This is a genomic window from Lysinibacillus sp. OL1 (genome assembly GCF_004332175.1).
Lineage (GTDB): Bacteria > Bacillota > Bacilli > Bacillales_A > Planococcaceae > Lysinibacillus > Lysinibacillus capsici.
This window is the reverse complement of record NZ_SJDS01000008.1, coordinates 134,255-159,789: the sequence shown is the minus strand read 5'-3', so window position 1 is coordinate 159,789 and position 25,535 is coordinate 134,255. Positions and strand designations below refer to the sequence as shown.

Annotated in this window: 27 protein-coding genes; 24 read left to right on the top strand and 3 right to left on the bottom strand. The window is 38.1% G+C overall.

From position 1 onward, the window contains the following. Positions 1-82: 82 nt before the first annotated feature. From rnz to EW028_RS15525, 11 genes are all read left to right on the top strand, one after another. Positions 83-1,015, top strand: a complete 933-nt coding sequence (gene rnz / locus EW028_RS15575) for a ribonuclease Z (protein WP_131521585.1) — start codon at positions 83-85, stop codon at positions 1,013-1,015. 323 nt (positions 1,016-1,338) lie between these two features. Next, on the top strand, positions 1,339-3,333 hold the full coding sequence (locus tag EW028_RS15570; RefSeq protein WP_131521530.1) for a methyl-accepting chemotaxis protein: 1,995 nt from the start codon (positions 1,339-1,341) through the stop codon (positions 3,331-3,333). 65 nt (positions 3,334-3,398) lie between these two features. Continuing rightward, the gene (locus EW028_RS15565; protein WP_131521529.1) at positions 3,399-3,629 is read left to right on the top strand and encodes an acyl-phosphate glycerol 3-phosphate acyltransferase; all 231 of its coding nucleotides are present in this window, start codon (positions 3,399-3,401) and stop codon (positions 3,627-3,629) included. Between the two features lie 113 nt (positions 3,630-3,742). Then, entirely contained in the window at positions 3,743-4,324 is a 582-nt protein-coding gene (locus tag EW028_RS15560; RefSeq protein WP_131521528.1) for a TetR/AcrR family transcriptional regulator, read from the top strand. Between the two features lie 81 nt (positions 4,325-4,405). After that, on the top strand, positions 4,406-5,785 hold the full coding sequence (locus tag EW028_RS15555) for a DHA2 family efflux MFS transporter permease subunit (protein ID WP_131521527.1): 1,380 nt from the start codon (positions 4,406-4,408) through the stop codon (positions 5,783-5,785). Positions 5,786-5,875: 90 nt separating this feature from the next. Continuing rightward, positions 5,876-6,496: a sporulation-specific diadenylate cyclase CdaS gene (gene cdaS, locus EW028_RS15550; RefSeq protein ID WP_054549207.1), complete on the top strand. Its 621-nt coding sequence runs from the start codon at positions 5,876-5,878 to the stop codon at positions 6,494-6,496. 100 nt (positions 6,497-6,596) lie between these two features. Beyond that, positions 6,597-7,040 (top strand): MarR family winged helix-turn-helix transcriptional regulator, encoded by a 444-nt coding sequence (locus tag EW028_RS15545; RefSeq protein WP_004231341.1) that lies wholly within the window; start codon positions 6,597-6,599, stop codon positions 7,038-7,040. Between the two features lie 58 nt (positions 7,041-7,098). After that, positions 7,099-8,040 carry a ring-cleaving dioxygenase gene (locus EW028_RS15540; protein WP_131521584.1) on the top strand — a complete coding sequence of 314 codons (942 nt, stop codon included), beginning with the start codon at positions 7,099-7,101 and terminating at the stop codon, positions 8,038-8,040. A gap of 16 nt (positions 8,041-8,056) precedes the next feature. Then, a complete protein-coding gene (locus tag EW028_RS15535) occupies positions 8,057-9,112 on the top strand; it encodes an LLM class flavin-dependent oxidoreductase (RefSeq protein WP_131521583.1) in 1,056 nt (351 codons plus the stop codon). A 13-nt stretch (positions 9,113-9,125) separates the two neighbouring features. Beyond that, a complete protein-coding gene (locus EW028_RS15530; protein ID WP_131521526.1) occupies positions 9,126-9,692 on the top strand; it encodes an NADPH-dependent FMN reductase in 567 nt (188 codons plus the stop codon). Between the two features lie 349 nt (positions 9,693-10,041). Next, complete coding sequence (locus EW028_RS15525) at positions 10,042-10,716, top strand: serine/threonine protein kinase (protein WP_131521525.1); 675 nt, start codon at positions 10,042-10,044, stop codon at positions 10,714-10,716. 86 nt (positions 10,717-10,802) lie between these two features. On the opposite strand, the gene EW028_RS15520 is transcribed toward EW028_RS15525, so the two are convergent. Further along, positions 10,803-11,246: a hypothetical protein gene (locus EW028_RS15520; protein WP_131521524.1), complete on the bottom strand. Its 444-nt coding sequence runs from the start codon at positions 11,244-11,246 to the stop codon at positions 10,803-10,805. Positions 11,247-11,494: 248 nt separating this feature from the next. Here EW028_RS15520 and EW028_RS15515 point away from each other — a divergent pair, with 248 nt between their 5' ends. Continuing rightward, positions 11,495-11,686: a DUF3955 domain-containing protein gene (locus tag EW028_RS15515; protein ID WP_227744961.1), complete on the top strand. Its 192-nt coding sequence runs from the start codon at positions 11,495-11,497 to the stop codon at positions 11,684-11,686. Between the two features lie 379 nt (positions 11,687-12,065). Then, positions 12,066-12,344, top strand: a complete 279-nt coding sequence (locus EW028_RS15510; protein ID WP_004231354.1) for a YuzB family protein — start codon at positions 12,066-12,068, stop codon at positions 12,342-12,344. 49 nt (positions 12,345-12,393) lie between these two features. On the opposite strand, the gene namA is transcribed toward EW028_RS15510, so the two are convergent. After that, positions 12,394-13,404, bottom strand: coding sequence for an NADPH dehydrogenase NamA (namA, locus tag EW028_RS15505; RefSeq protein WP_131521523.1), 1,011 nt, complete (start codon positions 13,402-13,404; stop codon positions 12,394-12,396). A 48-nt stretch (positions 13,405-13,452) separates the two neighbouring features. Beyond that, the gene (gene proC, locus EW028_RS15500) at positions 13,453-14,256 is read right to left on the bottom strand and encodes a pyrroline-5-carboxylate reductase (protein WP_131521522.1); all 804 of its coding nucleotides are present in this window, start codon (positions 14,254-14,256) and stop codon (positions 13,453-13,455) included. A 347-nt stretch (positions 14,257-14,603) separates the two neighbouring features. Between proC and EW028_RS15495 the strand changes: the two genes are divergently transcribed. The 11 genes from EW028_RS15495 to EW028_RS15445 all read left to right on the top strand — a co-directional run bounded on the left by EW028_RS15495 (position 14,604) and on the right by EW028_RS15445 (position 25,335). After that, a complete protein-coding gene (locus EW028_RS15495) occupies positions 14,604-15,593 on the top strand; it encodes an MBL fold metallo-hydrolase (RefSeq protein ID WP_193767393.1) in 990 nt (329 codons plus the stop codon). Positions 15,594-15,601: 8 nt separating this feature from the next. After that, positions 15,602-16,357 (top strand): SDR family NAD(P)-dependent oxidoreductase, encoded by a 756-nt coding sequence (locus tag EW028_RS15490; RefSeq protein ID WP_131521520.1) that lies wholly within the window; start codon positions 15,602-15,604, stop codon positions 16,355-16,357. Positions 16,358-16,466: 109 nt separating this feature from the next. Further along, positions 16,467-17,261: a MerR family transcriptional regulator gene (locus EW028_RS15485; protein WP_131521519.1), complete on the top strand. Its 795-nt coding sequence runs from the start codon at positions 16,467-16,469 to the stop codon at positions 17,259-17,261. A 74-nt stretch (positions 17,262-17,335) separates the two neighbouring features. Next, entirely contained in the window at positions 17,336-18,145 is an 810-nt protein-coding gene (locus EW028_RS15480; RefSeq protein ID WP_131521518.1) for a CPBP family intramembrane glutamic endopeptidase, read from the top strand. Positions 18,146-18,429: 284 nt separating this feature from the next. After that, positions 18,430-19,623 (top strand): argininosuccinate synthase, encoded by a 1,194-nt coding sequence (locus EW028_RS15475; protein ID WP_004231366.1) that lies wholly within the window; start codon positions 18,430-18,432, stop codon positions 19,621-19,623. Positions 19,624-19,704: 81 nt separating this feature from the next. Further along, on the top strand, positions 19,705-21,084 hold the full coding sequence (gene argH, locus EW028_RS15470; RefSeq protein WP_009370279.1) for an argininosuccinate lyase: 1,380 nt from the start codon (positions 19,705-19,707) through the stop codon (positions 21,082-21,084). A 202-nt stretch (positions 21,085-21,286) separates the two neighbouring features. Beyond that, a complete protein-coding gene (locus EW028_RS15465; protein ID WP_131521517.1) occupies positions 21,287-21,664 on the top strand; it encodes a carboxymuconolactone decarboxylase family protein in 378 nt (125 codons plus the stop codon). Between the two features lie 583 nt (positions 21,665-22,247). After that, positions 22,248-22,625: a GntR family transcriptional regulator gene (locus EW028_RS15460; RefSeq protein ID WP_054549216.1), complete on the top strand. Its 378-nt coding sequence runs from the start codon at positions 22,248-22,250 to the stop codon at positions 22,623-22,625. A 7-nt stretch (positions 22,626-22,632) separates the two neighbouring features. Beyond that, positions 22,633-23,712, top strand: coding sequence for a DUF1648 domain-containing protein (locus tag EW028_RS15455; protein ID WP_131521516.1), 1,080 nt, complete (start codon positions 22,633-22,635; stop codon positions 23,710-23,712). 13 nt (positions 23,713-23,725) lie between these two features. Next, complete coding sequence (locus tag EW028_RS15450) at positions 23,726-25,009, top strand: alpha/beta hydrolase (RefSeq protein ID WP_131521515.1); 1,284 nt, start codon at positions 23,726-23,728, stop codon at positions 25,007-25,009. An 11-nt stretch (positions 25,010-25,020) separates the two neighbouring features. Next, complete coding sequence (locus EW028_RS15445) at positions 25,021-25,335, top strand: DUF3784 domain-containing protein (RefSeq protein ID WP_131521514.1); 315 nt, start codon at positions 25,021-25,023, stop codon at positions 25,333-25,335. The last annotated feature ends 200 nt before the right edge of the window (positions 25,336-25,535 follow it).

Genomic DNA, 25,535 nt, shown 5'->3' with positions numbered 1-25,535 from the left:
GAAACTGTACACCAAAGGTTTTTCTTATGGGAACGGATAAGGTACAATAAAACGATATTAATAAGAAGTGAGGTGACATATGTTGCAGCTACATTTTCTAGGGACAGGCGCAGGCATGCCTTCAAAAGAACGAAATACAAGTGCTCTGATGGTAAAGCTATTAGACGAAGTAAGTGAAATGTGGCTATTTGACTGTGGGGAGGCGACACAGCATCAAATCCTTCATACGTCGTTAAAGCCACGGAAAGTAACGAAAATTTTTATTACACATTTACATGGAGATCATATTTTTGGCCTTCCAGGCTTTTTAAGCTCGCGTTCCTTTCAAGGTGGGGATGAGCCCCTAACAATCTTCGGGCCATCTGGCTTACAGCAGTGGATTGAACAAACATTAGCGCTATCAAAAACCCATTTAACATATCCTTTACGCTTTGTAGAGGTACAAGAAGGCATTATTTTTGAGGATGCTCATTTTACAATTCATGCTAAAGAATTGCGCCATGTTGTACCTTGCTATGGGTATCGTATCGAACAAAAGGATTTACCAGGCGAATTATTAATCGACAAAGCACAGGCACTTGGCGTTCCAAAGGGACCTTTACTAGGTCAATTAAAAAATGGCCACGATATTGTACTTGAAAATGGTGATGTGATACTTGCGAAAGACGTGGTTGCACCAGCCAAAAAGGGCTTTACATTGTCAGTCTTAGGCGATACAAAATATTGTGAAGAAGCAATCCAATTATCAATGGGCGCTGACATCATTGTTCATGAAGCAACTTTTGATGGTACAACAACAGATTTAGCAGCAAGCTACGGTCATGCAACAAACGTGGAGGCTGCAAAAGTCGCACAGCAAGCTGGTGCACACTATTTATTATTAAATCATTTAAGCGCGCGTTTTCTTCCATATGACTTACCACAATTTTTAGCTGAAGCACAGGGGATTTTTCCGAATACATTCCTAACAGCTGATCAAGCCGTTTATACATGGCAACACAATAAATTATTTTGATATAATTATTAAGTGAAAAACATCTATTAGAGGAGATTCTTCTAATAGATGTTTTTAGTTTATAGTCCTAAAGATGTATAGATGAATTTGTTTAAATATTACTGTTTAGTCATGAGAAATATGCTTTTTTGTATGCCTCTACTAGTACAAAATAGTTAGTTTTATCCTCCATGCTTATCTATTTCGAAAATTTTACAAATTAATGACAATTTGAACTTCTTCAAAACTTATTATTTTATATTTAATAAATTGTTAATGAAATATATGGAAGTAATATTGTATGATGAAGTGGAAATAATCGTAATTTTTAGGGGGATCTCATCATGAGAAAGTCAATGAAATGGAAAATGCTTCTGGAGATTATGGGCATTGTGGTGTTCATTATAGCGGCATTTTCTATTTATGTTTATCAAGCTACATATAAAAGTGAAAAAAGCAATGGAGAAGCAATCGCCAACTCCATTGTCATGGGGTTGGAAGGAGCGATTCAATCTAGAGAAAAAGCAGAAGAAATTATGGAAAAAGAAATGATTGCTGAATCTGTAATGGCTTCTTACATCATTGACAAAGGTGCTACATATGAGGATTTAAAGGCCATTGCTGAGCGAGGTGGCATTGATGAGATTTGGAGTACAGATGATAAAGGGAATACAACGGTGACATCAGTAGCTCCAACTGTTGATTTTAACTTTGGTGCTGATCCAAACGGACAAGCTGCTGAATATATGCAACTCTTAGATGGAAGAGCGAAAGAAATTGTCCAAAAAGCACAAATTCGCGATGTCGATGATCAATTTTTCAAATTTGTCGGGGTAGGTAGCTGGAATCCAGCAACTCCACAAATTGTACAGGTGGCCCGCCATGGACAGCAGCTACTAGATTTAGAAGCAAGTATCGGTAGTGAATCCTATATCGATCAACTGGACAACTATTTATCCTCAATCGTATTATTCGCCGCAATTGTAGATGAAAAAGGCCAAGCCATTGACGCTACAGCAAAACAAAATTTAGCGGATATTGGTTTTGAGCCAGCCCAATTTTCAGCACAAAAGTCAACTGAATTTTCAGGGCGCTACGATAGCACGCGTGTCACGCAATATGTAAAACCATTATCAAACGGTACATACTTAGCTATCATTGTATCCAATGCGATCCTCTCACAAATTTTGGTAGGCACAATTGTAGCTTCATTGATCGTTGTCTGTGTGATTTTCTTCACTACGGGCCTGTCTATTTCGAAGCAAGTATCGCGTATTTTAAGTGTGCGCAACTCCTTAGAGGAAATTAGTAAAGGAGAAGCAGATTTAACCAAGCGTATTCCAATCCATGCAAAGGATGAGATTGGCCAATTAGTGACATCATTTAATGGGATGATGGATAATTTCCAACAAATTATGTGTGAAATCAAGCAAGGGGCCAATCAAATAAAAGAAGCTACCTATACAATTCAAGAAAATGCTCATGAAACACTTGACTCAGCCGCAATTATCCAAGGAGAATCTAGTCAGGTAGCGCAGGCCTCCTTTGCACAACAGAATAATACGGCAGACAGTGCGCACTCAATGGAGGAATTGGCACGCAGCATTCAATATATTTCGGAATCCATAGCAGAAATTTCTAGTATTTCGCGTAATACTGAGGAAAACGCAGATAACGGATTACAAATTATGCAGTCCTTACAAAAGCAACTGGTGACTATTCATGAGAAAACGAATTTTGCGGTGATTGGAACACAGGAGCTTGAAAAACTATCTACAATGATTGGGGAATTTACTAATGTGATTACAGGAATTTCTGATCAAACGAATTTACTGGCATTAAATGCATCTATTGAAGCGGCACGTGCAGGTGAAGCGGGGAAAGGCTTTGCCGTTGTAGCTGAAGAAGTTCGGAAATTAGCTGAAGATTCTAAGAGTGCGGCGGATAGAATCACCCAGGTGGTGATGAATGTCCAAAAGGAAACAGCCAATATTGTAGCAACCATCCAAGCAACAGCAGATGTCTTACATACAGGACGTGCTATCGTACTAGAAGCACAGCAATCGTTTGAAGGAATTCATAATGATGTACAGGTGTTAGCAACACAAGTGGATTTAGTGTCAAGCTCCACCGAGGAAATTGCTGCTAGTACAGAAGAAGTAACAGCTACCATGGAAGATGTTTCGCTCTTGGCTAAGCAGACTTCGCAAAGTGTTGATGCCGTTGCTCAAAAGGCTAAACATCAAGCGGAAAATATGGAGAGTATGACCGCATTTATCGACCAATTGAATACAACAGCGGAAAACCTCCAACTATCAGCAGGCAAATATAAAGTATAAAAGGAAAAATATAGTACGATAAATCACTAGATTCCCGTATAATTGAAAAAAGGGGTGTGGTTTAAATGAATCAACAAAAGATGCCGCCAGCATTATTACGATTAATCGTCATTTTTCCAAATGTGCTGAGTTATTTACTATTGTTCGGTCTACTTATTTTTGTCATGACAAATTATGAAACATTAAAAGCAACAAATAATTTAACTGTGTGGATTATTTTTATTGTCGTATTAGCACCTGCTGCTGCCTACACGACTTTCAGCATCGTAAAGAAAATCCGAGCAGGGCATATGTAACTCACAAGTGTTGTTAATAGAACATGTTCTATTAACAACACTTTTTTTTGACAAATTGGGTTTAATCCTCTATATTTTTGTTAGTCATAACTAACATTTAGGGGACGTGTAAAATGAAAAAAGACACAAAGGATAAAATTCTTGCTGCTGCGACAAGCTTAATGACTGAAAGGGGCTACTCCAATGTCTCTGTGAAAGATATTGCTTTAACTGCTGGAGTGAGTGAAATGACTGTTTTTCGTCATTTTGAAACAAAAATGGGGATTCTACAAGCTGTGCTAGATAGACATTCTTATATTCCATACTTTGAACAGTTATTTGCTCGAGATTTATCAGGAAATCTAGTGAATGACTTACAGCAAATTGCTAACGCTTATCTAGCTTTTATGGAAAAAAATAAAGCGATATTTCTCATTACTATACAAGATAGAAGTATACTACCAGGAGTAATGGAGCTTATTTCGGATAGCCAAACCAAACAATTACTAAAATTATTGGAAGGTTATTTTCAAGTCCAAATCCAACAGAGAAAGATCAAGGATATTGATACAAATGGGCAGGCCACTGTTTTTTTAACGAGCCTTTTCGGATTCTTTGTATCCAATGCATTTTGGGATGATCATTTTTTAAAAAACCAAAAGGAAAGTTTTGTTGATCATTTAGTAGCTACTTTTGTGGGTGGAGTCTGTATTTAATGCTCTACCCACAAAGCTTTCATATATTTTTTAAATAAAATGTTAGTTATAACTAACTAACAAATTAAAGGGGATTCAAACATGAAGGAAAAAAGAAATGTTATAGTAGCAATTTTACTATCTGCAGCATTTGTGTCTATTCTCAACCAGACTTTATTACTCATAGCTATGCCGCCCATTATGGAAGATTTTAAGATTCATGCTAACTTAGCACAATGGCTCACGACAATTTATTTATTGACGAATGGAATTCTCATCCCCATTACAGCATTTCTAATCGGTCGTTTTTCAAATCGATTGCTGCTAATCGTTGCCCTCACGTTATTTAGTATCGGTACTTTTTTAGGTGCCTTTGCCCCAACCTTTACAATTTTGCTTCTCGCAAGAATTATTCAAGCAGCTGGAGCAGGGGTGATTATGCCGTTAATGCAAACGATTTTATTAACGATGTATCCAAAAGAAAAACGGGGTTCAATTATGGGGCTAGCTGGTCTTGTAACAGGTTTTGCGCCAGCAGTTGGCCCAACTTTATCTGGCTGGATATTAGAACATCTTACATGGCGACATTTATTTTTTACTGTCCTACCTGTTTCGGTCATGGTGTTGACAGTAGCGACGATTTTTATGAAAAATGTAACGACTACAAAAGAGGGAAAGTTAGACGCTCTTTCCATCGTGTTTTCTTCTTTAGGGTGGGGAGGTTTGTTATATGGTTTTAGTATTGCAGGAACAGCTGGCTTCCAATCAATGCAGGTTGTTGTCACATTAGGGATAGGTGGGACGATGTTGACTTTATTTATTAGGCGACAGCTACGATTACCCAAACCCATGCTAGAATTTCGTGTCTTTCAATCTACTATGTTCTCTATCACAACCTTCCTATCAAGTTTGGTCTATGCCATTATGATTGGTACGCAAATACTATTAACCTTTTATATTCAAAACGTGCGTCAACTTTCTGCACTTGAAACAGGATTAGTTTTATTAATTGGTGCTCTCGTGATGGGCTTTATGTCTCCAGTGACAGGGAAGATTTTCGATAAAGTTGGAGGAAAGGGCTTAGCACTAGTAGGATTCACATGTATTTTCCTTGGAACAAGTCTGCTTATAGCGATATCAATGAATACGAAACTTTTGCTACTGGCAGGGGTGTTTACGATGATTTCCTTTGGGATTTCAATGATTATGATGCCCCTAACAACTGCTGGCATGAATGCGTTACCTACACATTTAATGGCCCATGCAACAGCAATGACTAGCACATTGCGTATGGTTGGGGGTGCATTAGTGACGGCATTACTTGTAACCATCATGAGTACTGTGACGACTTTACAACATCAGTTGGGAGTAGCTGATCCGATGCTAAATGGTATTCGAACTGCTTTTATTGCCACAACGATTTTAAGTAGCATTGGACTACTATTGTCTCTATATGTAAGGAAAGGGCAAACTACTCATTAACCTCATTTCTAATACGCATAAAAATAGCCTAAATAGAGAAACTAAGGGAAGAAGAGGCTTCACGATTTTGAAAAAAGAGAGGTGCTTTTTGTGGATCCAACAAATTGTGATTTTTCACCAATGAAAGAAACTTTAAAAGATGAGCTTCTCGAAGTGATCATGTCTTTACAGCAGAGTGTACAGGAAATGGATACAGATGCAAATTGTCTCCTCGGTAATTTTGAGAAAATTAAAGAGAAGTTTATGACAATTGAAATGAAAGCTGCAACGTTCTATTTAAATTGTTATCTTTCCCCGTTTACTGAAAAGTATCCAGAGCTATCACACAGTGTGCAAAATATGTCTTTGAGAAGGCATGGTGGTTTAATTGTTATTCAAAGACAGGATGCTTTAGAGAATTTAATTCAGCCTGGTATTCATATTGGTGCAGATTTAACCCATTCTTTATTAGAATCTATTTTCTTCCCTGGTAATCCACTTCACGATGGAGCGGTACTTGTCCATCAAAATCAAATTGAGTCAGCTGCCAATGTACTGCCATTGTCAGAGCGGTATACAGGGGAAAAGAAATTAGGAACAAGACATCGTGCAGCGCTGGGATTGAGTGAGCAAAGTGATGCACTTGTAATGGTTGTATCAGAAGAAACGGGTAGAATTTCTTTTGCTCTTAAGGGCAATTTATATCCTGTTACAACACCTGGCATCATATAGGGGGTCTCCCTATGTTAAAAAAATATCTTGAATTCGAGATATTTTTCTTGCGGAAGTATCACTTGCGTGGTAAAGTGATAACTGAAGGGAGGGTGAAGTCATGAGAAATCATACACTAGGCACCTTAACGTGGATTCGGATGATGCGCTTTACAACGCAAAGTAATCAGTTATCGAATGAATTTTTAAAACGTTTCGACTTAACGACAGCACAATTTGATGTGTTAATCCAAATTAAAACATATGCCCCGATTACACAGTCTCAATTAGCAGAAAAAGTAACTGTAACACAAGGTGGCATGTCTCGCATGCTTGCCCGACTAGAAAAAGAGGGACTAATCGAGCGTAAACAAAATTGGAAGACGAAAACCATCTCATTGACATCAAAAGGGGAGCAAATGATTGATGCAGCAACACCTAGTCAACTTCATTTCCAGTCTTCGTTTTTTGAAGAAGTATTAACAGCTGAAGAAATTAAATCTTTATATATTGCGATGACAAAGCTTGAAAAACATAGTCGAGAAAAAAAATTGCCACCCGTGTAATTTTTTTTGTAAAATCACTTGCTTAGTCAAGTGAAAATAATGAGGAGGAACAATTATGATGAACAAATTAAGCGGACACCATCATATATCAATGCTAACGAAAAATGGTAAACAGAATAATCACTTTTACACAACTATTTTAGGGTTACGACGTGTGAAAAAAACGGTGAATCAAGACTCACCTTCCATGTATCACTTATTTTATGGAGACTTAACAGGCGCAGCAGGTACAGAATTAACATTTTTTGAAATGCCTGTTGCAGGACGTACAGTGCGAGGGACGAATGCTATTACGCGCATTGGCTTACTTGTACCTAGCTCCGAAAGCCTACTATACTGGAAAGAACGCTTTCAGCAGCTAGAGGTAGAACATAGCGATATCACTACTTATGCAGGCAAAGAGGCTTTATTTTTTGAAGATCATGAAGGTTTACGGATGGTATTGTTAAACCACCAAGGACAAGAAACGCCTGCTCAATGGCAACCATGGGATGGAAATAATATACCGAAGGAACATCGTATTTTAGGCATGGGAACGATCGAAATCACTGTGCGATATTTACCAAGAACGGTCAATTTATTACAAGATTTATTTCACTATACAGTTATTGCCGAAAAGGACAAAGAAACGGTCCTACAATCGATAGAAGGGGAAGTGCTTGGCGAGATTGTTGTCAAAGAATTAGAAGGACCAAGCGAGAAACCTGGTAAAGGCAGTATTCACCATCTTGCGTTACGTGTTGCAACCGTTGAAGAATTACAGCAATGGGATACCAAAATTAAGGAGCTTGGATTGGATAGTACTGGTGTGGTTGATCGTTATTATTTCCAAAGTCTATATTTTAGAGATCGTAACGGTATTTTATTTGAAATGGCGACAGATGGGCCAGGGTTTACGGTAGATTCAGCAGTCGAAGAACTTGGCAAAGAGTTAGACCTCCCGCCATTTTTAGAAGAGAGACGTTCAGAAATTGAAGCTATTTTAGAACCGCTAGAATAAGGAGAGATAACACATGATGGAAAAATATCGTATTGATCAAGCACAAGGACTCGAATTCGGACTGTACTCTTTAGGAGATCATATCCCTAATCCACTAACGGGCGAGCGTATTTCTGCTCAACAACGACTAAAAGAGCTAGTCGAGGCAAGTCAATTAGCAGAGCAAGCTGGAATTGATGTATTTGGCATAGGTGAAAGTCATCAGTCTTATTTTACAACACAGGCACATACGGTCGTGTTAGGTGCTATCGCACAAGCAACTTCGACCATTAAATTATCTAGCTCCGCAACCGTATTAAGTGTTTCAGACCCTGTACGAGTATATGAGGATTTTGCCACAATTGATTTATTATCAAATGGTCGTGCAGAAATTGTAGCGGGACGTGGTTCACGTGTAGGTGCCTATCACTTACTAGGTGTTGATTTACAAGATTATGAAGAAATCTTTGAGGAAAAATTAGAGCTTCTTATGAAAATCAATGATGAGGAGCTTGTGACTTGGGAAGGGCAATTTAGAGCACCACTCCACCATGCACAAATTTTACCGCAGCCAAAAAACGGCTCGTTGCCAATATGGCGTGCGGTGGGTGGACCACCTGCCAGCGCCATTAAAGCAGGTTATATGGGCATTCCGATGATGCTTACAACATTAGGTGGACCTGCTATCAACTTTAAACCATCAGTGGATGCCTATCGCGAAGCGGCAGAGCGCAAAGGCTTTGACCCAAATGAATTACCTATTGCCACAACAAGCTTGTTTTATGTAGCAGACACAACAAAAGAGGCATTGCAGGGCATGTATCCACATTTAAACGGTGGTTTCCAAGCGATTCGTGGTGGGGGCTATCCAAAGCAACAATTTGCACAAGCGCCTGATACACGTGATGCTTTAATGGTGGGCAGTAAAGAGCAAATTATTGAAAAACTACTTTATCAATACGAACTATATGGCATGCAACGCTTTATGGCACAAATCGATTTTGGTGGCGTACCATTCGAAAAATTGATGAAAAATATTGAAATCATTGGTAATGATATAATTCCAGCGATAAAAAAACACACAGCAAAATAAGGAGTGGCTCATTATGAAAATTGTCGCACTTGCGGGTTCTATTGTCGGCTCAAAGACAAGAACAGCTACACAAAAGTTAGTCGAGATGTTACAAGAAAAATACCCACAGCATGAAGTAACATTACTAGATCTTGCTGACTATCAGCTAGTTTTTAGTGATGGACGTAATTACTTTGACTATGAAGGCGATACAAAATATGTGACGGAAACCATTATGGCTGCAGATGCGATCGTTATTGGGACGCCAACATTCCAAGCATCTATACCAGCTACATTAAAAAACATCTTTGACCTTTTACCTGTCAATGCCTTCCGCGATAAAGTCGTCAGTGTTATTGTTACAGCGGGTACATCCAAGCATTATTTAATGGTGGAACAGCAACTAAAGCCGATCCTTGCTTATATGAAAGCGCACATCGTACCGACCTATGTATTTATAGAAGAAAAGGATTTTTTACGTAAAGAAATTGTCAATGATGATGTCCTTTTTCGTCTAGAACGGTTAGCGGAGGATACCGTGATGGTTACAGAGGCTTTTGCAGAAATTCGAGCCAAAAAAGATGCTGAATATGATTTTTAAAGATTAATAGAAGAAACGCTGTGAAGTAGTCTGACACAGCGTTTCTTTTTGTGTCAAGGCTAGCTATTAGTTCGTGACAATCATGAAAAAAAATAAAACCCAAATCACTTTGAGTTTTTAATAAAGGTGGTTAAGGGTAAATAGAGAATAGAACTTGTTCTTCTGTAGCTAACTAAGCAGTATACTTTCCATATGGAGAAATGGAAATAGAAACTTCTAGTAGTTCCCAACGTTTTAAAATTAAAGAGTATGTGTAGGAAACTTGAGATTTGAATATTGTTAGGGGCGATATAGAATTCCTACTGAAGTAGTGTAGTTTTCTTCAATGTAAATGATGGGAGAGATGGAAATGGAAAACGACTGGGACAAAGCTATAGGTTCTCTTTCTAAAATAAACGTTTTTTCAAACCCAAATAACGAGCCTGTTACCATAAGTGGTGAAGCTGATGATTTGAAATGTATAGGTGTTGGAACGGATGCGGCTGTTTTTCAAGCTCTTTCCGCCCCAGCGTATGCATTTAAACTATATGCCAAAGACAAAGTGCACAAAGTAAAAGTTGAAGCAAATGTGTATCAAATACTTGGAGATTCACCTTTCTTTTCAACATGCTTTGCTTCACATGACGAATACCTTGTTTTAAGTTACGAAGAAGGAAAAACGCTTTTTGATTGCATTCTACAAGGTATTCACATTCCAAAACAGGTTATAAATGAAGTGGAGGATGCAAGAGAATATGTTCGGAAGAAGGGCCTTAACCCTCGTGATATTCATTTGAAAAATATTTTGCTACAGAATGGAAGGGCAAAAATAATTGATGTCTCTGAGTACACACTACAGGGTAATGATCATCGATGGGAGCATTTAAAAAAAGGATATGAGCAATACTATCATGTAATTGATGGAAATTCTGTGCCGTTTTGGTTAGTAGAAACAATACGAAAGTGGTATAACCAGCGTGGAAAGAATACTTCATACGAAGAGTTTACAAAAAATATTTTAAAGTTTCTATTAAAAAATAATTGAACTTACGGGAGCTACCTTTTACGAGATGCTTTAATAGAAATAAAGAAAACAGACAACAAAATTTCATTGACTGTTTTAAAAAATACTTATTCGCTTATAATAGTAGGTTTATAAAATGAGACAATATCAATAATATGGTCTAAACAAACAATCTGATAATGGAATAGCTCCTTGTAGGAATAGATATCGAGAGCTATAGTTCCTTTACTTATAAAATCTAAATAAGTTGATTTTGTAAAAAGACGTACTGAGTTACCCAAGAAATCATCTTCTTGATTGACAAAATGAAATGATTCGTCAAAAACAGTATAGGCTACATATGAATCGAATTCTATATGTATGACCGGTAATGTCTTATCAATTTCAATAGGATAGACATCATTTATAGTATATTCCTCAAAACTTATATCCTCGATTTCGGAGCTGACGGAAGCTCTAGAAATAGAGACTCTCAAAGAGTTTGTCCCTGGCTCTACTATATTATCTAAAAACAAATAACCTTTCCATTGCATTAAATCTTCATAGTTCATACAAATCATCCTTCCATATTATCACTTGAGATTATGGTCATTTTATAGTTAGAATTTCAAAATGTCAATTTTGAGATTGGTTGAATTAGAATAAAAATTTATTATTTATCAATAAAAAATAATTGAATTAGAATATATTTTGGGTTTATGATTGTTACAGCGAGTTGTAGAAAGCTGCAGTGTAGGAATTAAACATAAAAATATTTAGGAGAGAAGAAAAAGTTATGAAAAAATATATTTTGGCATGAATGCCAATCATATTAGGCGTACTTAGTTTTTTAATCTTTATGGTGAAAGGGAGTAATGTAGCACCTGATGGTACATTAGAAGAACCATTCTTTCTTATTCCAATAGGATTTTTATTGTTATTTATTGGATTTATATGTGTAGTAGGGGTGGCGTTAAAATCGGTTATTAAAAAGACACAATACGTTAAATAATAGATAAAACAACCAGGTCATACATAAGAGACTTGGTTGTTTTTAATATTTACTTAATAAAAGCACTACATTTGTGTGGGAGTTTTGTTTACACGATCTATGGAGTAGACTGATGATTTGATTGAACAACATAAATAGCTATTTTAGTTGACTGCAAAATTGTACTTGAAGGTTTTGCATGATAAGTTTGTAACTACCTTTTTTCAAGGCAGTCATCTTCGTTTAATGGTTGTACATTAATTTCATAAGAAAAACTTATGTTGATTGAGCTGAAAGATTAATAGTATTTTATGATAATCATTTTGCTTAACGCTACAGTTTTCATGTAGTTTATGGAATTGTGGTATGATTATTTTTAGAGAGTAGGGGGTCAATAAACATGGTATTTTCTCTTTTTAAAAAAAAGAAGGAACCACAGCAGCTAAAAAATAGAGTGGAGTTTTGTATCACTAATTTAGCTCTTGGTGCGGCAGATGCGTATGATGTATTAGTAGAACGAGAAGATATTGAGATAGAGGAATCTGGTTGTACATCCCATTGTGAAATCTGTGAGCAAGGTATTTTTGCGATAGTAAATGGGGAAGTTGTGACAGCAGATGACGCGGAGACATTGGTACAGGCTATTGATGAAGAATTAAAACAAAATCCACTTTTCTAATGAAAAAACAGCTTGCTGGAGCACAAGCTGTTTTTTGATGGAAATGTAATTACCAACCACGAACGTATTGAACGGGAGGCTGCACGTCTTCTCCTAGCTCTTTAGCTGCATGTAGTGCCCAGTAAGGGTCTCGTAATAAAACACGCGCTAAGAATATTAAATCTGCACGATTATTTTGGAGTATCTCTTCGGCTTGAATGGCTGTGGTAATAAGACCAACTGCACCAGTAGGAATATCAGCCCCATGCTTAATCGCTTCTGCATGTGGTACCTGATAGCCTGGAAAGACATTGATGGCTGCTGGTACAACGCCCCCTGTTGACACATCAACTAAATCAACACCTTGAGATTTCATCCAGCGGCTAAAAACAATAAAGTCATCCATTGTTGTACCATCTTCCGCATAATCTTCCGCAGAGACACGTACCAATAAAGGACCATCCCATACACTGCGAACAGCATCGATGACTTGACGTAGAATGCGATATCGATTTTCCTGTGAGCCCCCATATCGATCTTGACGTTTATTCGTAGCAGGTGATAAAAACTCGCTAATTAAATAGCCATGTGCGCCATGAATTTCTAGTACATCAAAGCCAGCCTTTGCGGCACGAATAGCTGCTTGTTTAAATGCCTCGATGACATAGTGAATGTCCTCTTCTGTCATTTCTGTTGGCGTTTTATAGTCTGAACTAAAGGCAATCGCTGATGGAGCAAAAATTTCGCCATCTACTGTTGCTTTGCGACCAGCATGTGCAAGCTGGATGCCTGTTTTAGCGCCGTACGCTTTCATCCCCTCAACTAATTGACTTAATCCTTCAATATGTGCATCATCCCAAATCCCTAAATCCTTATTTGAGATACGACCTTCTGGCACAACACCAGTAGCTTCTAAAATGATTAAGCCTACTTGACCAGCTGCACGTGTTGCATAATGGACCAAATGAAAGGGTGTTACCATGCCATCGTCTTGTGCTGAGTACATGCACATAGGTGCCATCACAACACGGTTTTTTAAGGTGATAGATTGCAATGTATAGGGTTCGAATAATTTACTCAAAATAAAGCCTCCTAATTCCTAGTGATACACTCTATTTTGCACATAATGCTACCCATTTGCAAGTGAACGAGATCGTGCCTCGGCTTCTTTAATACAGGCTTCGATGGCTTCATTAAATTGATATTGCTCTAATGCCTGTATCCCTGCCTCCGTCGTGCCACCAGGACTTGTCACCTTTTTGCGTAAGACATCTGGTTCATCTAATGACTGCTTGAGCATCTCAGCTGTCCCCGCAAGTGTTTGAGTCATTAGCAAGCGCACCGTATCTTTCGATAAGCCTACCTTCGTCCCTACTCGTTCAAAAGCTTCCATTAAATAATAGATATAGGCAGGGCCGCTACCTGAAAGGGCTGTGACTGCATGTAACTGATCCTCATCGACTTCAATAACGGAGCCAACAGCCTCTAATAACTGGAGGAATAGGATACGCTGGTCTGCAGATACCTCGTTATTGAATGCAATGCCACTTGCTGACATGCCGATTGTAGCGGAAGTATTCGGCATCACCCTTGCTACTGGGCGACTCCCTAAAAATTCTGTAATTGTATCAATCGCAATGCCTGCTAAAATAGATAGTACAGCAGTGTGTGCTGTAAGTTTAGGCTTTAAATCACACATAGCAGCAATAGCATCTTTCGGCTTCATCGCTAAGATAATCAGATCTGCCTGTTGAAAAATCGCAGGATCAAACACACAATGGACACCATATGTTTCATGTAGGAAATGTAAGCGTTCCTTGTCTGAGCGATTGGTGACGTAAATTTCCTGTGGTGTGAACACCTTTTGTTTAATCCAGCCTTGCATCAATGCTTCCGCCATTGAGCCTGCACCGATAAATAAAATTTTTCTCATGAACAAAACCTCCAGTTCAAAATAAAAAAGCGCTCTCGTCCTTATCTAGAAGGACGAAAACGCTCTCGTTTCCGCGGTACCACCTTTGTTTGCCAATTGTTGGCACAACTCTTAGCCCTCTTATCGCAAGGGAAACGGTTATGTTTGCATAACTGCTCAGAAGTAGGTTCGGTAATGGGAGCGGGTGATGTTACTCTCAGCAAATGTAACACTCTCTAACACCTTCACCAGATACGTACTCGTCTTCTTCAACGCACATAAATAATTAGATTATTCAAAATTATAGTGAGGAATAAGCAACCTGTCAACAGGAGGATGACGAAAACAGAAAAAACTTGTAAAATAGAATGAATCAGTATTCACAAGTGCGTGAAAAGGGGGAGACAACTTTGTCTATATACAAGATAGAAATACCAACACCCTATGCAGTAGGAGATGTCAATGCATTTATTGTAAAAGGCGATGCACTTAGCATTTTTGATGTTGGCCCAAAAACAATGGAAGCCTATGATGCTTTAAAATGGGGGATTCGAGCAGCAGGCTTTGACATGCAAGATATTGAACAGGTTGTGTTAACCCATCACCATCCAGATCATGCGGGATGGGTCGATGCTTTTCCATATGCAGAAATTTTAGGGCATGCCTATAATGACAAATGGCTTCGTCATGATGAAGACTTTTTACGCTATCATGAACAATTTTACAGTGAACGTTTATTGGAGCATGGGGTACCACAAGAATATATTGCAAAAAGTGTCCATGTTCGTCGTGAATTGGAGCTTGTAGGGGAACGACCATTAACGCAAATTTTGGCAGATGGAGATGAAGTTCCTGGGCATCCAGGATTAAAGGCAATCGAAACATTAGGTCACGCACAAAGTCACTTCATTTTTTGGGATGAAAAAACTCATCATGTGATTGGTGGAGATTTATTGCTTGAAAAAATAACGCCCAATCCATTAATAGAGCCACCATTGGATCGTACTGTAGGACGTACAAAATCTTTACTACAATATAATGCATCCCTTGAAATTCTACGTCAATTACCTGTCAAAATGATGCATACAGGGCATGGAGCAGAGCTAGAGGATATTCCGTTGTTAATTGTTAAACGATTAGAGCGACAGCACCAACAATCAATGAAAGTTTTTGAATTATTAGGCGATGATCAATTAACAGTTGTCCAAGTAACAAAACGCTTGTATCCTGCTATCTTCCAGCATCAGCTTGGTTTAACTTTATCTAAAACACTTGGTCATTTAGATTACCTAGAGGCCAATGACTATATTACGTCAACAAAGACAGAAGCAGGTATCTATTTATTTCAAAGGAAGTAGGTTTATACATGAAACATCCTAACAAAACAATCTTTGTGACAGGAGCTACAAGTGGGGTTGGCTTAAAAATAACTGAATTACTAGTAGCTCAAGGGCATATCGTTTATGCCACAGGTCGCAATGCCGTTGCACTAAAGGTGCTAGAGCGTTTAGGTGCTCAAGTGATCCAAGCGGATTTAACCAATCTACATACACTTGATGATGTTTGTGCGCAGCTACCACCGATTGATGTAGCGATTCTTTCAGCAGGTGTAGGGAAGTTTGCTGTAGCCCCTGCTTTACAGGATGAGGATATTGCGCAAATGATCGAATTAAATGTTAGCGTACCCATTTATCTTGCCAAACGATTAGCCTCTAAGATGATAGAGCGTAAACAGGGCCATTTAATATTCATTGGTTCTCAGGCTGGGAAGGTGGCCACACAAAAAGCGAGTGTCTATGCTGCGACGAAACATGCTATTGTCGGTTTTACCAATGGATTGCGTATGGAATTAGCTCCGTACAATGTAAAAGTGACAGCCATCCATCCTGGTCCCATTGATACACCATTTTTAGATAAAGCCAATGATACAAGTGGCTACCGAGAATCCTTAGGGCGCTTTTTATTGTCAGCGGAGGAAGTAGCTCAAGAGACAGTGAAAACGATTGATCGTCCTGTTCGTGAGATTAATCTACCTAGAATTATGGGATTGTCGAGTAAATTGTATGCATTAGCCCCTGCGACCATTGAATGGCTAGGCAAATCATTTTTCCATAAGAAATAACAACATTTGAAACTGTAAACATGCTTCACGTGCATGTCTACGGTTTTTTCATATTTACATATAATTGTAGCTATAGTAGTAAAAAGGAAGAGTTGAAAAGGAGACATAGATGTATACAATTGGTCAAGTTGCAAAATTTCTAGGAGTTTCTAGAGATACCTTAAAATTTTATGAAGAAAAGGGGTTAGTAAAGCCCCAGCAAAATAGTGAAAATGGGTATAGAACATACAATCATTTTGATATATACGATATCACAACAATCAATTTTTATAGAGAAATTGATTTTGAAATCAAAAAGATTCAGGAATTGAGAAAAGGCAAGAGTATAGAGGGCATCCAATCATTGTTAGTAGAAAAAGAACAAGTAATGTTAGAGGAAATAGCTTATAAAAAGCTACAATTAAAAAAGCTCCAGCTTGTAAAAGAGGATTGTCAAAAAATTAGCCAATATCTAGGCACGTATACTATAAAGGAAATGAAACCATTAGAAATAATGGGCGTAATAGATCATTATACAGCCTATGATGAATATGATTCGTTAAAAGAAAATGCAGACAGTATAAAGAAAGCGGTAATTCTTACTTCTTTAAGAAGAGTTATTAGATTCGATGATAACGGAATGCTCGAAAATAAATTTATGGTTGTCAGGAAAGTAGAAAATAGCGATTATCCAATTAAAGGTGAAGTTTTAGCGCATCCCAAATGTCTTTATACAGTTATTGAAGATGGGCGCTGGTCAACAGGTGGCAAAAATACAGACAATAAAGTAGAGGCTGGTATAAGAAAAGTAGCTAAGGAAAATGGCTATGAGCTTTTAGGGCTTGTTTATATCAACTTATTGCTTACCACTTATGAAGAAGGGCTTGAACGTATTTTTTTAGAAATGTATGTACCGATAAAATAATGGCAAAATGGGTTTGACCTGTGAGCAACCCCTAGGTTTATGCTGAAGATATTCAGATGAAATGGGGGATTTACTTGCGTAGAAAAAAGAAATTAAAAAAACCAGTAGCAAGCTTTATTATTTTAACCAATATTATTTTTTGGCCTCTTTTCTGTGTTGTAGGAGCCGTCAAGCTATTAGGCTATCCTACTTGGCTATTTGATACCGTACGCTGTCTATCGGCTTGGTCATCCACCTTTGCCTTTGCGTTACTATTTCCAAGAATCTATCCTGGACAACGTTTTATCCACTTTGTCAAACAAAAATTCAAAAACAAATTGTCACTTTCAGTAATTGTTTTAATCGTGATGATACAAACAGCTATCTTTATCATGATTTTGTTTCAAATCATGAATAATTATGAAGAAAACTCTATTTTTACGGTGTCTTCATGGGGCATGCTCAGTTTTTATTTTGTTAAAACGCTTTTGTCAGGACCACTGGGTGAGGAGTTAGGATGGAGGGGCTTTGCACTGCTGGAGCTGCAAAAGAAGTATTCGCCATTAATAGCTTCAATTATCATAGGCTTTTGGTGGGGAATGTGGCATTTACCGATATGGCTTACAACAGGGTTTATAGGAATGGATTTGATCAAATATAGCTTCTTCTTTATGTTAACGATTATAGCTACGACCATCATCATGACAGTATTTTATACGATCAATCAGAATTTAATGATTCCTATTATTATTCATCAGCTCTTTAATTTTTTTATCGGCTCTATCAATGGCAACCTAATTGATTTAATCATGTATAATGCCATTTTATATTCGGCGGTGGCCGTTCTACTGATTTTGATTAATCCTAAAAAAGTATTGTATAAGATAGATCAGCTAAGTAACTAGAAAGAATCCAGTTTGTATCATGGATTCTTTTTTTTCGTCCGTTGCTAAATTTATATAGTATACATTTATATATATAGTAAAAAAACGTTTTTTTGAGTGAATTGCCATGGATTTCTTGTCAACCTTATACAAGGAACGACTTACTTTTGACAATAAAAATAAAAGTCTATGAATTTATAAAAATACACTTGTATTTATTTTTATAACATGATACTATTCGTGTATAAACTTTTAAATGAATGTATAAACATACATATCGATAGAGCAATGGAGGCGCATTTTTAATGGCAAATAAAAAAGTGGTATTAGCTTATTCAGGTGGACTTGATACTTCGGTAGCAATTCCATGGTTAAAAGAACAAGGTTGGGACGTAATTGCAGTATGTCTTGACGTTGGCGAAGGGAAAGATCTTGAATTCGTAAAAAATAAAGCGCTTCAAGTAGGAGCGATTGAATCTTATATGGTAGATGCGAAAGACGAATTTGCTGAAGGGTATGCATTAATTTCTTTACAAGCACATACATGGTATGAGCAAAAGTATCCTTTAGTATCAGCACTTTCCCGTCCACTTATCTCGAAAAAACTAGTAGAGATTGCTAATCAAGTAGGCGCAGATGCTGTTGCGCATGGTTGCACAGGTAAAGGGAATGACCAAGTTCGTTTTGAAGTATCGATTAAAGCATTAAATCCAGATTTAGAGGTATTAGCACCAGTACGTGAGTGGGGCTGGAGCCGTGATGAGGAAATCGAATATGCAATGAAGCATAATGTACCGATTCCTGCAACATTGGATTCACCATTCTCAATCGACCAAAACCTATGGGGCCGTGCGAATGAAGCTGGCATCATGGAAGACCCATGGGTGTCACCACCAGAAGAAGCGTATGGCTTAACTGTTTCTGTTGAAAATGCACCGAATGAAGCAGAGTATGTGGAAATCGAGTTTGTAGCTGGTAAACCAGTAGCATTAAACGGAAAAGAAATGAAGCTTGCTGATTTAATTCAAGAATTAAATGCAGTAGCGGGTGCTCATGGTGTAGGACGTATCGATCACGTTGAAAATCGTTTAGTTGGTATTAAATCTCGTGAGGTTTATGAAATTCCAGGTGCAAAAGTGCTGTTAACAGCGCATAAAGAGCTTGAGGACTTAACGCTTGTAAAAGAATTAGCACACTTCAAGCCAGTAATCGAGAAAAAACTATCCGAATTAATTTACGACGGTCTATGGTTCTCACCATTACGTGATGCTCTGGAAGCATTCCTTGCGCAAACACAACAATATGTGAATGGTACAGTACGTGTGAAACTATTTAAAGGACATGCGATTGTAGAAGGACGTAAATCACCAAATTCATTATACAGTGAAAAGCTAGCAACATACTCGAAGGAAGATCAATTCAATCATGCTTCCGCTGTAGGCTTTATCGAGTTATGGGGTCTACCAACTGTAGTGAACTCATCTGTGAATAAAAAGTAATGTTGAACAAGCAAGGTGTGGTGAGGCATTTGTGCTTATACTACACCTTTTGATAAGTAATCGAGGAAAAGGTGAGCTGACATGACAAAACTTTGGGGTGGACGTTTCCAAAAATCAGCAGAAGCATGGGTAGACGAATTTGGCGCATCCATTGGCTTTGACCAGCAACTTGTGCTAGAGGACCTTGAAGGTAGTGTTGCACATGTCACAATGCTTGGTGCCACAGGAATTTTACCAGCAGCTGATGTAGAGGCCATACTAGGTGGTCTTGCCCAATTAAAAGATAAGGCAATCGCAGGTGAGCTTGAATTTAGCGTTGCCAATGAAGATATACACTTAAATTTAGAAAAAATGTTAATTGATTTAATAGGTCCTGTCGGTGGCAAACTACATACAGGACGTAGCCGAAATGACCAAGTAGCAACGGATATGCATCTTTTCTTGAAAAAGCGTGTGCAGGAAGCAATTGATTTAATTGTGACGTTCCAACAAACACTATTAGACAAAGCACAAGAGCATATTGAAACGATTGCACCAGGTTATACGCATCTACAACGTGCACAGCCAATCTCCTTTGCACACCATTTAATGGCTTATTTTTGGATGCTAGAGCGTGATAAACAACGTTTTACAGAATCCATAAAACGTATTGATATTTTACCTTTAGGTGCTGGGGCAATGGCAGGGACAACTTTCCCGATTGACCGTTTAAAATCAGCAGAGCTATTAGGGTTTAGCGAGGTTTACGCAAACTCCATGGATGCTGTAAGTGATCGTGATTTTATCGTGGAATTTTTAAGTCATTCTTCCTTACTTATGGCGCATTTATCACGCTTTGCTGAGGAAATTATTATCTGGTCTACAGATGAATTTAAATTTATCGAACTGGATGATGCCTTCTCAACAGGTTCTTCGATTATGCCACAAAAGAAAAACCCAGATATGGCAGAGCTTATTCGTGGTAAAACAGGGCGTGTTTATGGGAATCTAATGGGCTTATTAACGGTGTTAAAAGGCACACCATTAACATATAACAAAGATATGCAGGAGGACAAAGAGGGGATGTTTGACACTGTTCATACGATTCTTGGTTCACTTAAAATCTTTGAAGGTATGGTTCGTACAATGACTGTCAACACGGAACGCTTACATCAGGCTGTTCACGCTGATTTTTCAAATGCAACGGAGCTAGCAGATTACCTCGCTACAAAGGGGATGCCATTCCGTGAGGCACATGAGGTGACTGGTAAGCTTGTCTTTACATGTATTCAAAAGGGCATTTATTTATTAGACTTGCCATTGGAAGAAATGCAGCAAGAAAGTACGTTAATTGAAGCGGATATTTATGATGTACTAGCGCCAGAAGCTGCTGTTCGCCGCCGCCATTCCTTAGGTGGTACTGGCTTTGAACAAGTAAAAATCCAAATTGAAAAAGCGAAAGCCTGTCTTGTAGCCATTTAATTTTTGCGTGCATGTCCTTGTGACTTTTTGCATAGATATTCATTAAAGCTGTCCTGTGAGGCACTATGAAAACCTTTATCCTTTTTCACTGAGCCAGAGGGTGACGTAAAGAAGAGAACCTTACATATGTGAAGGACAATCCCCAATTCTGGAGACGCGGAATTGGGGTTTTTGTATAAGTAAATGTAGGAGGGATGAAGAAATGAATGAACGTTTTACAAAGGGGCTCGAAACAATTAAACAATATGTGACAGAAGAAGAAGCAGCACAGATGATTGAATCCGATGCATTAGCCGATATAGCACCCGATTTACGCAAAATGATTATTGAATTTGCTTACGGTGATGTCTATGCACGGCCTGGGCTGGATGCAAAGAGTCGAGCACTCGTCGTGATAACAGCGGTAGTTACACAAGGTGCTGCACCACAAACCAAAACGCATATTCAGCGTGGATTACATGCAGGCTTGACACAGACAGAAGTGGTCGAGGCACTTTTACAATTAGCACCCTACATCGGTTTTCCAAGAGTGCAAAATGCTTTAACGATAGCCCAACAAGTCTTTGCAGAAAAAAGCTAAAGCATGTATAAAAAATAGAAGAAGGCTCATAATAAGAGAGGAACCACTTATTAATCTAATCTGATGGGGAGGATGCAGAATGAGTAGTAATAGTCAAACACCCAAAGACCAAGAATCTCAGGAAAGTCCGCCACAACTGTTGAAGGTTGAAGCTTCATAAATCTTAAGCCTAAAGGTGAAACAGACTATTCTGTTTTGCTATAGATTAAGAAGAAGTGTAAACCATACCAGTTAAAAATCAAATAGAAGCAATAAGTGTCCATGGATCCAGAATTATTCTGGGTCCTTTTTGTTTCTTATTTGGGGTCTAAAGTACACAAGATATCCGCTCTAAATGAAATTCAAAGCGCTCCTAAGGAAGGAGCATCCGCTCTAAATGGAGTTCAAAGTGCTCCTAGGGGAGGAGAACCCGCTCTAAATGAAGTTCAAAGCACTACTAAGGGAAGGCTCCCGCCCTTATTGTGAAAAAACCTCTACTCAACACCATAAAAAATTCCTTCATTTGACATTAAAGAAAATCTGTATTACTATATACATAACAGATTTCTGTTTGGTTACAAGCAATACAGATTGGAGGGTTATTATGCAAATACAATTAGATCCAAACAGTGAATTGCAGCTATATAAACAATTGGCCAATCAAATAATAGAATGCATTGCGCAAGGTGAGCTGAAAAATGGTGATACTTTACCGTCTGTACGTTCGATGGCTACAGATCTAGGCATCAATGTTAGCACGGTCAGTAAAAGTTATCATGAGCTTGAAGAGAAGGGCTTAATTGAATTGAAGCCGAAAGCAAAAGCGGTCATTATTGGTGGTCAAAAGAGGGCGCTGGAAGAAACGGAGGTTGAAAAAGTCGAAAATGCCTTGAAGCCTATCATGGCGGAGGCTTTTGCGCGTGGCCTCGAGAAAGAGCAAATGACAAGTTTGTTCCAGCGAATTTTAAAACAATGGAAGTAGGGGTAGTATGCTTATAATTGTAGGCATCTTTATCATTGTCGGAATTATGGAAATGATGACACCACATTTAACAAGAAAAACACTTGTTTTTGGTGTTTCCATACCCGAACCATATGTCAAACATCCACAATTAAAGCTGTGGAAGAAGCATTATAGCCAAATCATCGCAGGGATTGCTGGCTTATTCCTAGTAGGTCAAATCGCTCTCTATCTTTCACCTATACAAGAGGAGAAGGTATCTTTAATTTCCTTTATCCTTTTGTATGTCATGCTCCTTTTATCATCAGGTCTTTACATGAGTTATCATGCTAAAACGAAAAAATTAAAGGTGCAGGAGCAGTGGGAGGCACAAATAAAAACAATATATGTGACAGATTTGTCTATCCGTCAGAAAGAGGAAACATTATCACCTATATTTTTTAGTGTACCCATTATCATCACACTTGCATTAATCGCTTTTACGTACATGAACTATGAGTCAATCCCTGAGGTTTTCGCGATACATTGGAATGGGGCAGGGGAGGTCGATGGTTGGACTCAAAAATCGCGGCTCTCAGTCATCAGTATGCCACTGATATTATTGGCAATACAAATTAGTTTTTTCATGATGAGTCAAGGCATGAAAAGTGCCAAAATTCAATTAAGTGCACAGGCCAAAGAAGCATCCATTCATCGGGAGTTAACTCAGCGTAAATACGGAAGCTGGTACCTGGCAGCTATTAATTTTAGTATGACAATTCTATTTGTTGTTTTACACTATACAACTGTTATTTTACAAGACCAAACAGCTCCCTACTTCTTCCCACTTTTTCTTGTCTTTAATGTCGTTACGTTGGGTGGTTTACTAGTGTTCATTTGGAAGCTCAGTAAAAGTAATGAACGTTTTGATGAGGTACATACAAATGAAACAGCTGCCACAGATGATCAATACTGGAAATGGGGTATTTTTTATTGCAATAAAAATGATCCATCCCTATTAGTGCCTAAAAAGTTCGGGATTGGTTGGACTGTTAATTTCGCGAACAAATGGTGTTACATCTTAATAGTGATTACGTTACTGCCAATTTTATTGGTGATTTTCATATAGAAAGGAAGATTAGATGAAAAAATGGTTATTGATTTGCTGTACAATTTTACTTTTAGCTGCCTGTGGGCAAAAAGAGGTCACTGCTCAACATCAAGGAACAAAGGGGACAAATGCAATGAATGAACAGTTTATTGGAAAATGGGAAGGGAATATTGAAACGCCAAACGGACCATTACCGATTATTATTGATTTAAAGAAGGAAAGTGGTACATTATCCGTGCCAGCACAGGGCTTATCTAATTTTCCGTTTCAAAGTGTGACGTATACAGGTGATAAAGTAAAAGTGTCCATAAATTTAAACGGCTCTGCTATTGCCATTAATGGCACAATCAAAAATGAACAAATAGAGGCTACATTTCAACAAAATGGTGGGAAATTTCCTTTAATACTAAAGGCTTATAAAGAGCAACCTGTTACCTATGACACATTAAAAATTCCCGTTCAAAACGGCAACTTAACGGTAGCTGTACAAAAGGCTTCTCCATCTCCATCACCAGTGGCACTGATAATAGCAGGATCGGGGCCAACTGATAAAGATGGTAATTCCGCTTTGGCTGGAAAAAATAATAGCTTGAAAATGTTGGCGGAAGGTTTAGCACAACAGGGCATTGCGACGGTGCGTTATGATAAGCGAGGACTTGGTGACAATCAAGCGCTCTTAACAAAGGAAGAGGATGGAACGTTTGATCAATACGTGGATGATGCTGTACAAATTATCGAAACATTGATGGCTGATAAAGCCTACACAAGTGTCCATATAATTGGCCATAGCGAAGGCTCACTCATTGGTTTGCTCGCGGCTCAAAAGACAGGCGTAGCATCCTTTGTCTCCTTAGCTGGTGCAGGTAGATCGTTAGATGAAGTGCTTTTAGAGCAATTAAAAGGTCAATTAGCACCAAAGCTTTTCAATGAATCAACGAACATTTTGACAGCTTTAAAGCAAGGGGAGCAAGTGAAAAATATTTCGCCAGAGCTACAGGCCCTTTTCCGTCCATCTGTACAGCCTTTTCTAATTTCCTTGCTAAAATATCAACCTGCTAATGAGCTTGCAAAAGTAAAAAGCCGTGTATTGTTAGTCCAAGGAACAACGGATTTACAAGTGAAGGAAGCCGATGCTGAGGCATTGAAGAAAGGCAAACAAGACTCAAAATTACTTTATCTAGCGGGTATGAATCACGTATTGAAAAAGGCACCGGCAGATCGCGCCAAAAACTTAGCAACCTATGCAGACCCTTCGCTGCCACTGCATGAAGAATTACTACCAGCAATTGAGCAATTTATTAAAAATGAAAAGTAGGATAATTAACCTTGGGAGTACTTGTCTATTTAATAATCATGCTGCCGTTTCTCATCTTCGCCATTGTTCTATCGCAAGGTAAAGGAGCTTTTCTACTTGAAGGCTTTCATACGATGGCACAGGAAAATAAAGAACAATATGATGAAAAGGCACTGGCAAGATTTATGGGAAAAATGATGTATGGCTACTGTTTTTGTGTCCTTTTATGGATACTAAACGAATTTTTCCATACACAATGGTTATTTCATGTAGGTCTTGTACTTTTTGTTGCCCTTACGATATTTTTATTGATCTATGCGAACACAGGTAATCGTTTCAAAAAATAGCATGTAAGAGAAAGTAGAACCATTTTATAATGGTTCTATTTTTTTGTAAGCGCTTTATGAAAATTCTTTAAAATCTAAATATTTGGAAAACCGTAATTTTAGTGTCGCGAATATGCTCGTTCACGCGCTGTTTTTCTTCTTTTCTGTAAAAATAGAATTTTAAGAATAATTAGTATTATTATAGATGACATTAAAAAATT

Excerpts from the sequence above, each read along its gene's own strand:
- EW028_RS15570 (WP_131521530.1), top strand. The coding sequence starts at position 1,339 with ATGAGAAAGTCAATGAAATGGAAAATGCTTCTGGAGATTATGGGCATT.
- EW028_RS15565 (WP_131521529.1), top strand. The coding sequence starts at position 3,399 with ATGAATCAACAAAAGATGCCGCCAGCATTATTACGATTAATCGTCATT.
- EW028_RS15560 (WP_131521528.1), top strand. The coding sequence starts at position 3,743 with ATGAAAAAAGACACAAAGGATAAAATTCTTGCTGCTGCGACAAGCTTA.
- EW028_RS15555 (WP_131521527.1), top strand. The coding sequence starts at position 4,406 with ATGAAGGAAAAAAGAAATGTTATAGTAGCAATTTTACTATCTGCAGCA.
- EW028_RS15545 (WP_004231341.1), top strand. The coding sequence starts at position 6,597 with ATGAGAAATCATACACTAGGCACCTTAACGTGGATTCGGATGATGCGC.
- EW028_RS15540 (WP_131521584.1), top strand. The coding sequence starts at position 7,099 with ATGAACAAATTAAGCGGACACCATCATATATCAATGCTAACGAAAAAT.
- EW028_RS15535 (WP_131521583.1), top strand. The coding sequence starts at position 8,057 with ATGGAAAAATATCGTATTGATCAAGCACAAGGACTCGAATTCGGACTG.
- EW028_RS15530 (WP_131521526.1), top strand. The coding sequence starts at position 9,126 with ATGAAAATTGTCGCACTTGCGGGTTCTATTGTCGGCTCAAAGACAAGA.
- EW028_RS15525 (WP_131521525.1), top strand. The coding sequence starts at position 10,042 with ATGGAAAACGACTGGGACAAAGCTATAGGTTCTCTTTCTAAAATAAAC.
- EW028_RS15520 (WP_131521524.1), bottom strand. The coding sequence starts at position 11,246 with ATGAACTATGAAGATTTAATGCAATGGAAAGGTTATTTGTTTTTAGAT.
- EW028_RS15515 (WP_227744961.1), top strand. The coding sequence starts at position 11,495 with ATGCCAATCATATTAGGCGTACTTAGTTTTTTAATCTTTATGGTGAAA.
- EW028_RS15510 (WP_004231354.1), top strand. The coding sequence starts at position 12,066 with ATGGTATTTTCTCTTTTTAAAAAAAAGAAGGAACCACAGCAGCTAAAA.
- proC (WP_131521522.1), bottom strand. The coding sequence starts at position 14,256 with ATGAGAAAAATTTTATTTATCGGTGCAGGCTCAATGGCGGAAGCATTG.
- EW028_RS15495 (WP_193767393.1), top strand. The coding sequence starts at position 14,604 with ATGAATCAGTATTCACAAGTGCGTGAAAAGGGGGAGACAACTTTGTCT.
- EW028_RS15490 (WP_131521520.1), top strand. The coding sequence starts at position 15,602 with ATGAAACATCCTAACAAAACAATCTTTGTGACAGGAGCTACAAGTGGG.
- EW028_RS15485 (WP_131521519.1), top strand. The coding sequence starts at position 16,467 with ATGTATACAATTGGTCAAGTTGCAAAATTTCTAGGAGTTTCTAGAGAT.
- EW028_RS15475 (WP_004231366.1), top strand. The coding sequence starts at position 18,430 with ATGGCAAATAAAAAAGTGGTATTAGCTTATTCAGGTGGACTTGATACT.
- argH (WP_009370279.1), top strand. The coding sequence starts at position 19,705 with ATGACAAAACTTTGGGGTGGACGTTTCCAAAAATCAGCAGAAGCATGG.
- EW028_RS15465 (WP_131521517.1), top strand. The coding sequence starts at position 21,287 with ATGAATGAACGTTTTACAAAGGGGCTCGAAACAATTAAACAATATGTG.
- EW028_RS15460 (WP_054549216.1), top strand. The coding sequence starts at position 22,248 with ATGCAAATACAATTAGATCCAAACAGTGAATTGCAGCTATATAAACAA.
- EW028_RS15455 (WP_131521516.1), top strand. The coding sequence starts at position 22,633 with ATGCTTATAATTGTAGGCATCTTTATCATTGTCGGAATTATGGAAATG.
- EW028_RS15450 (WP_131521515.1), top strand. The coding sequence starts at position 23,726 with ATGAAAAAATGGTTATTGATTTGCTGTACAATTTTACTTTTAGCTGCC.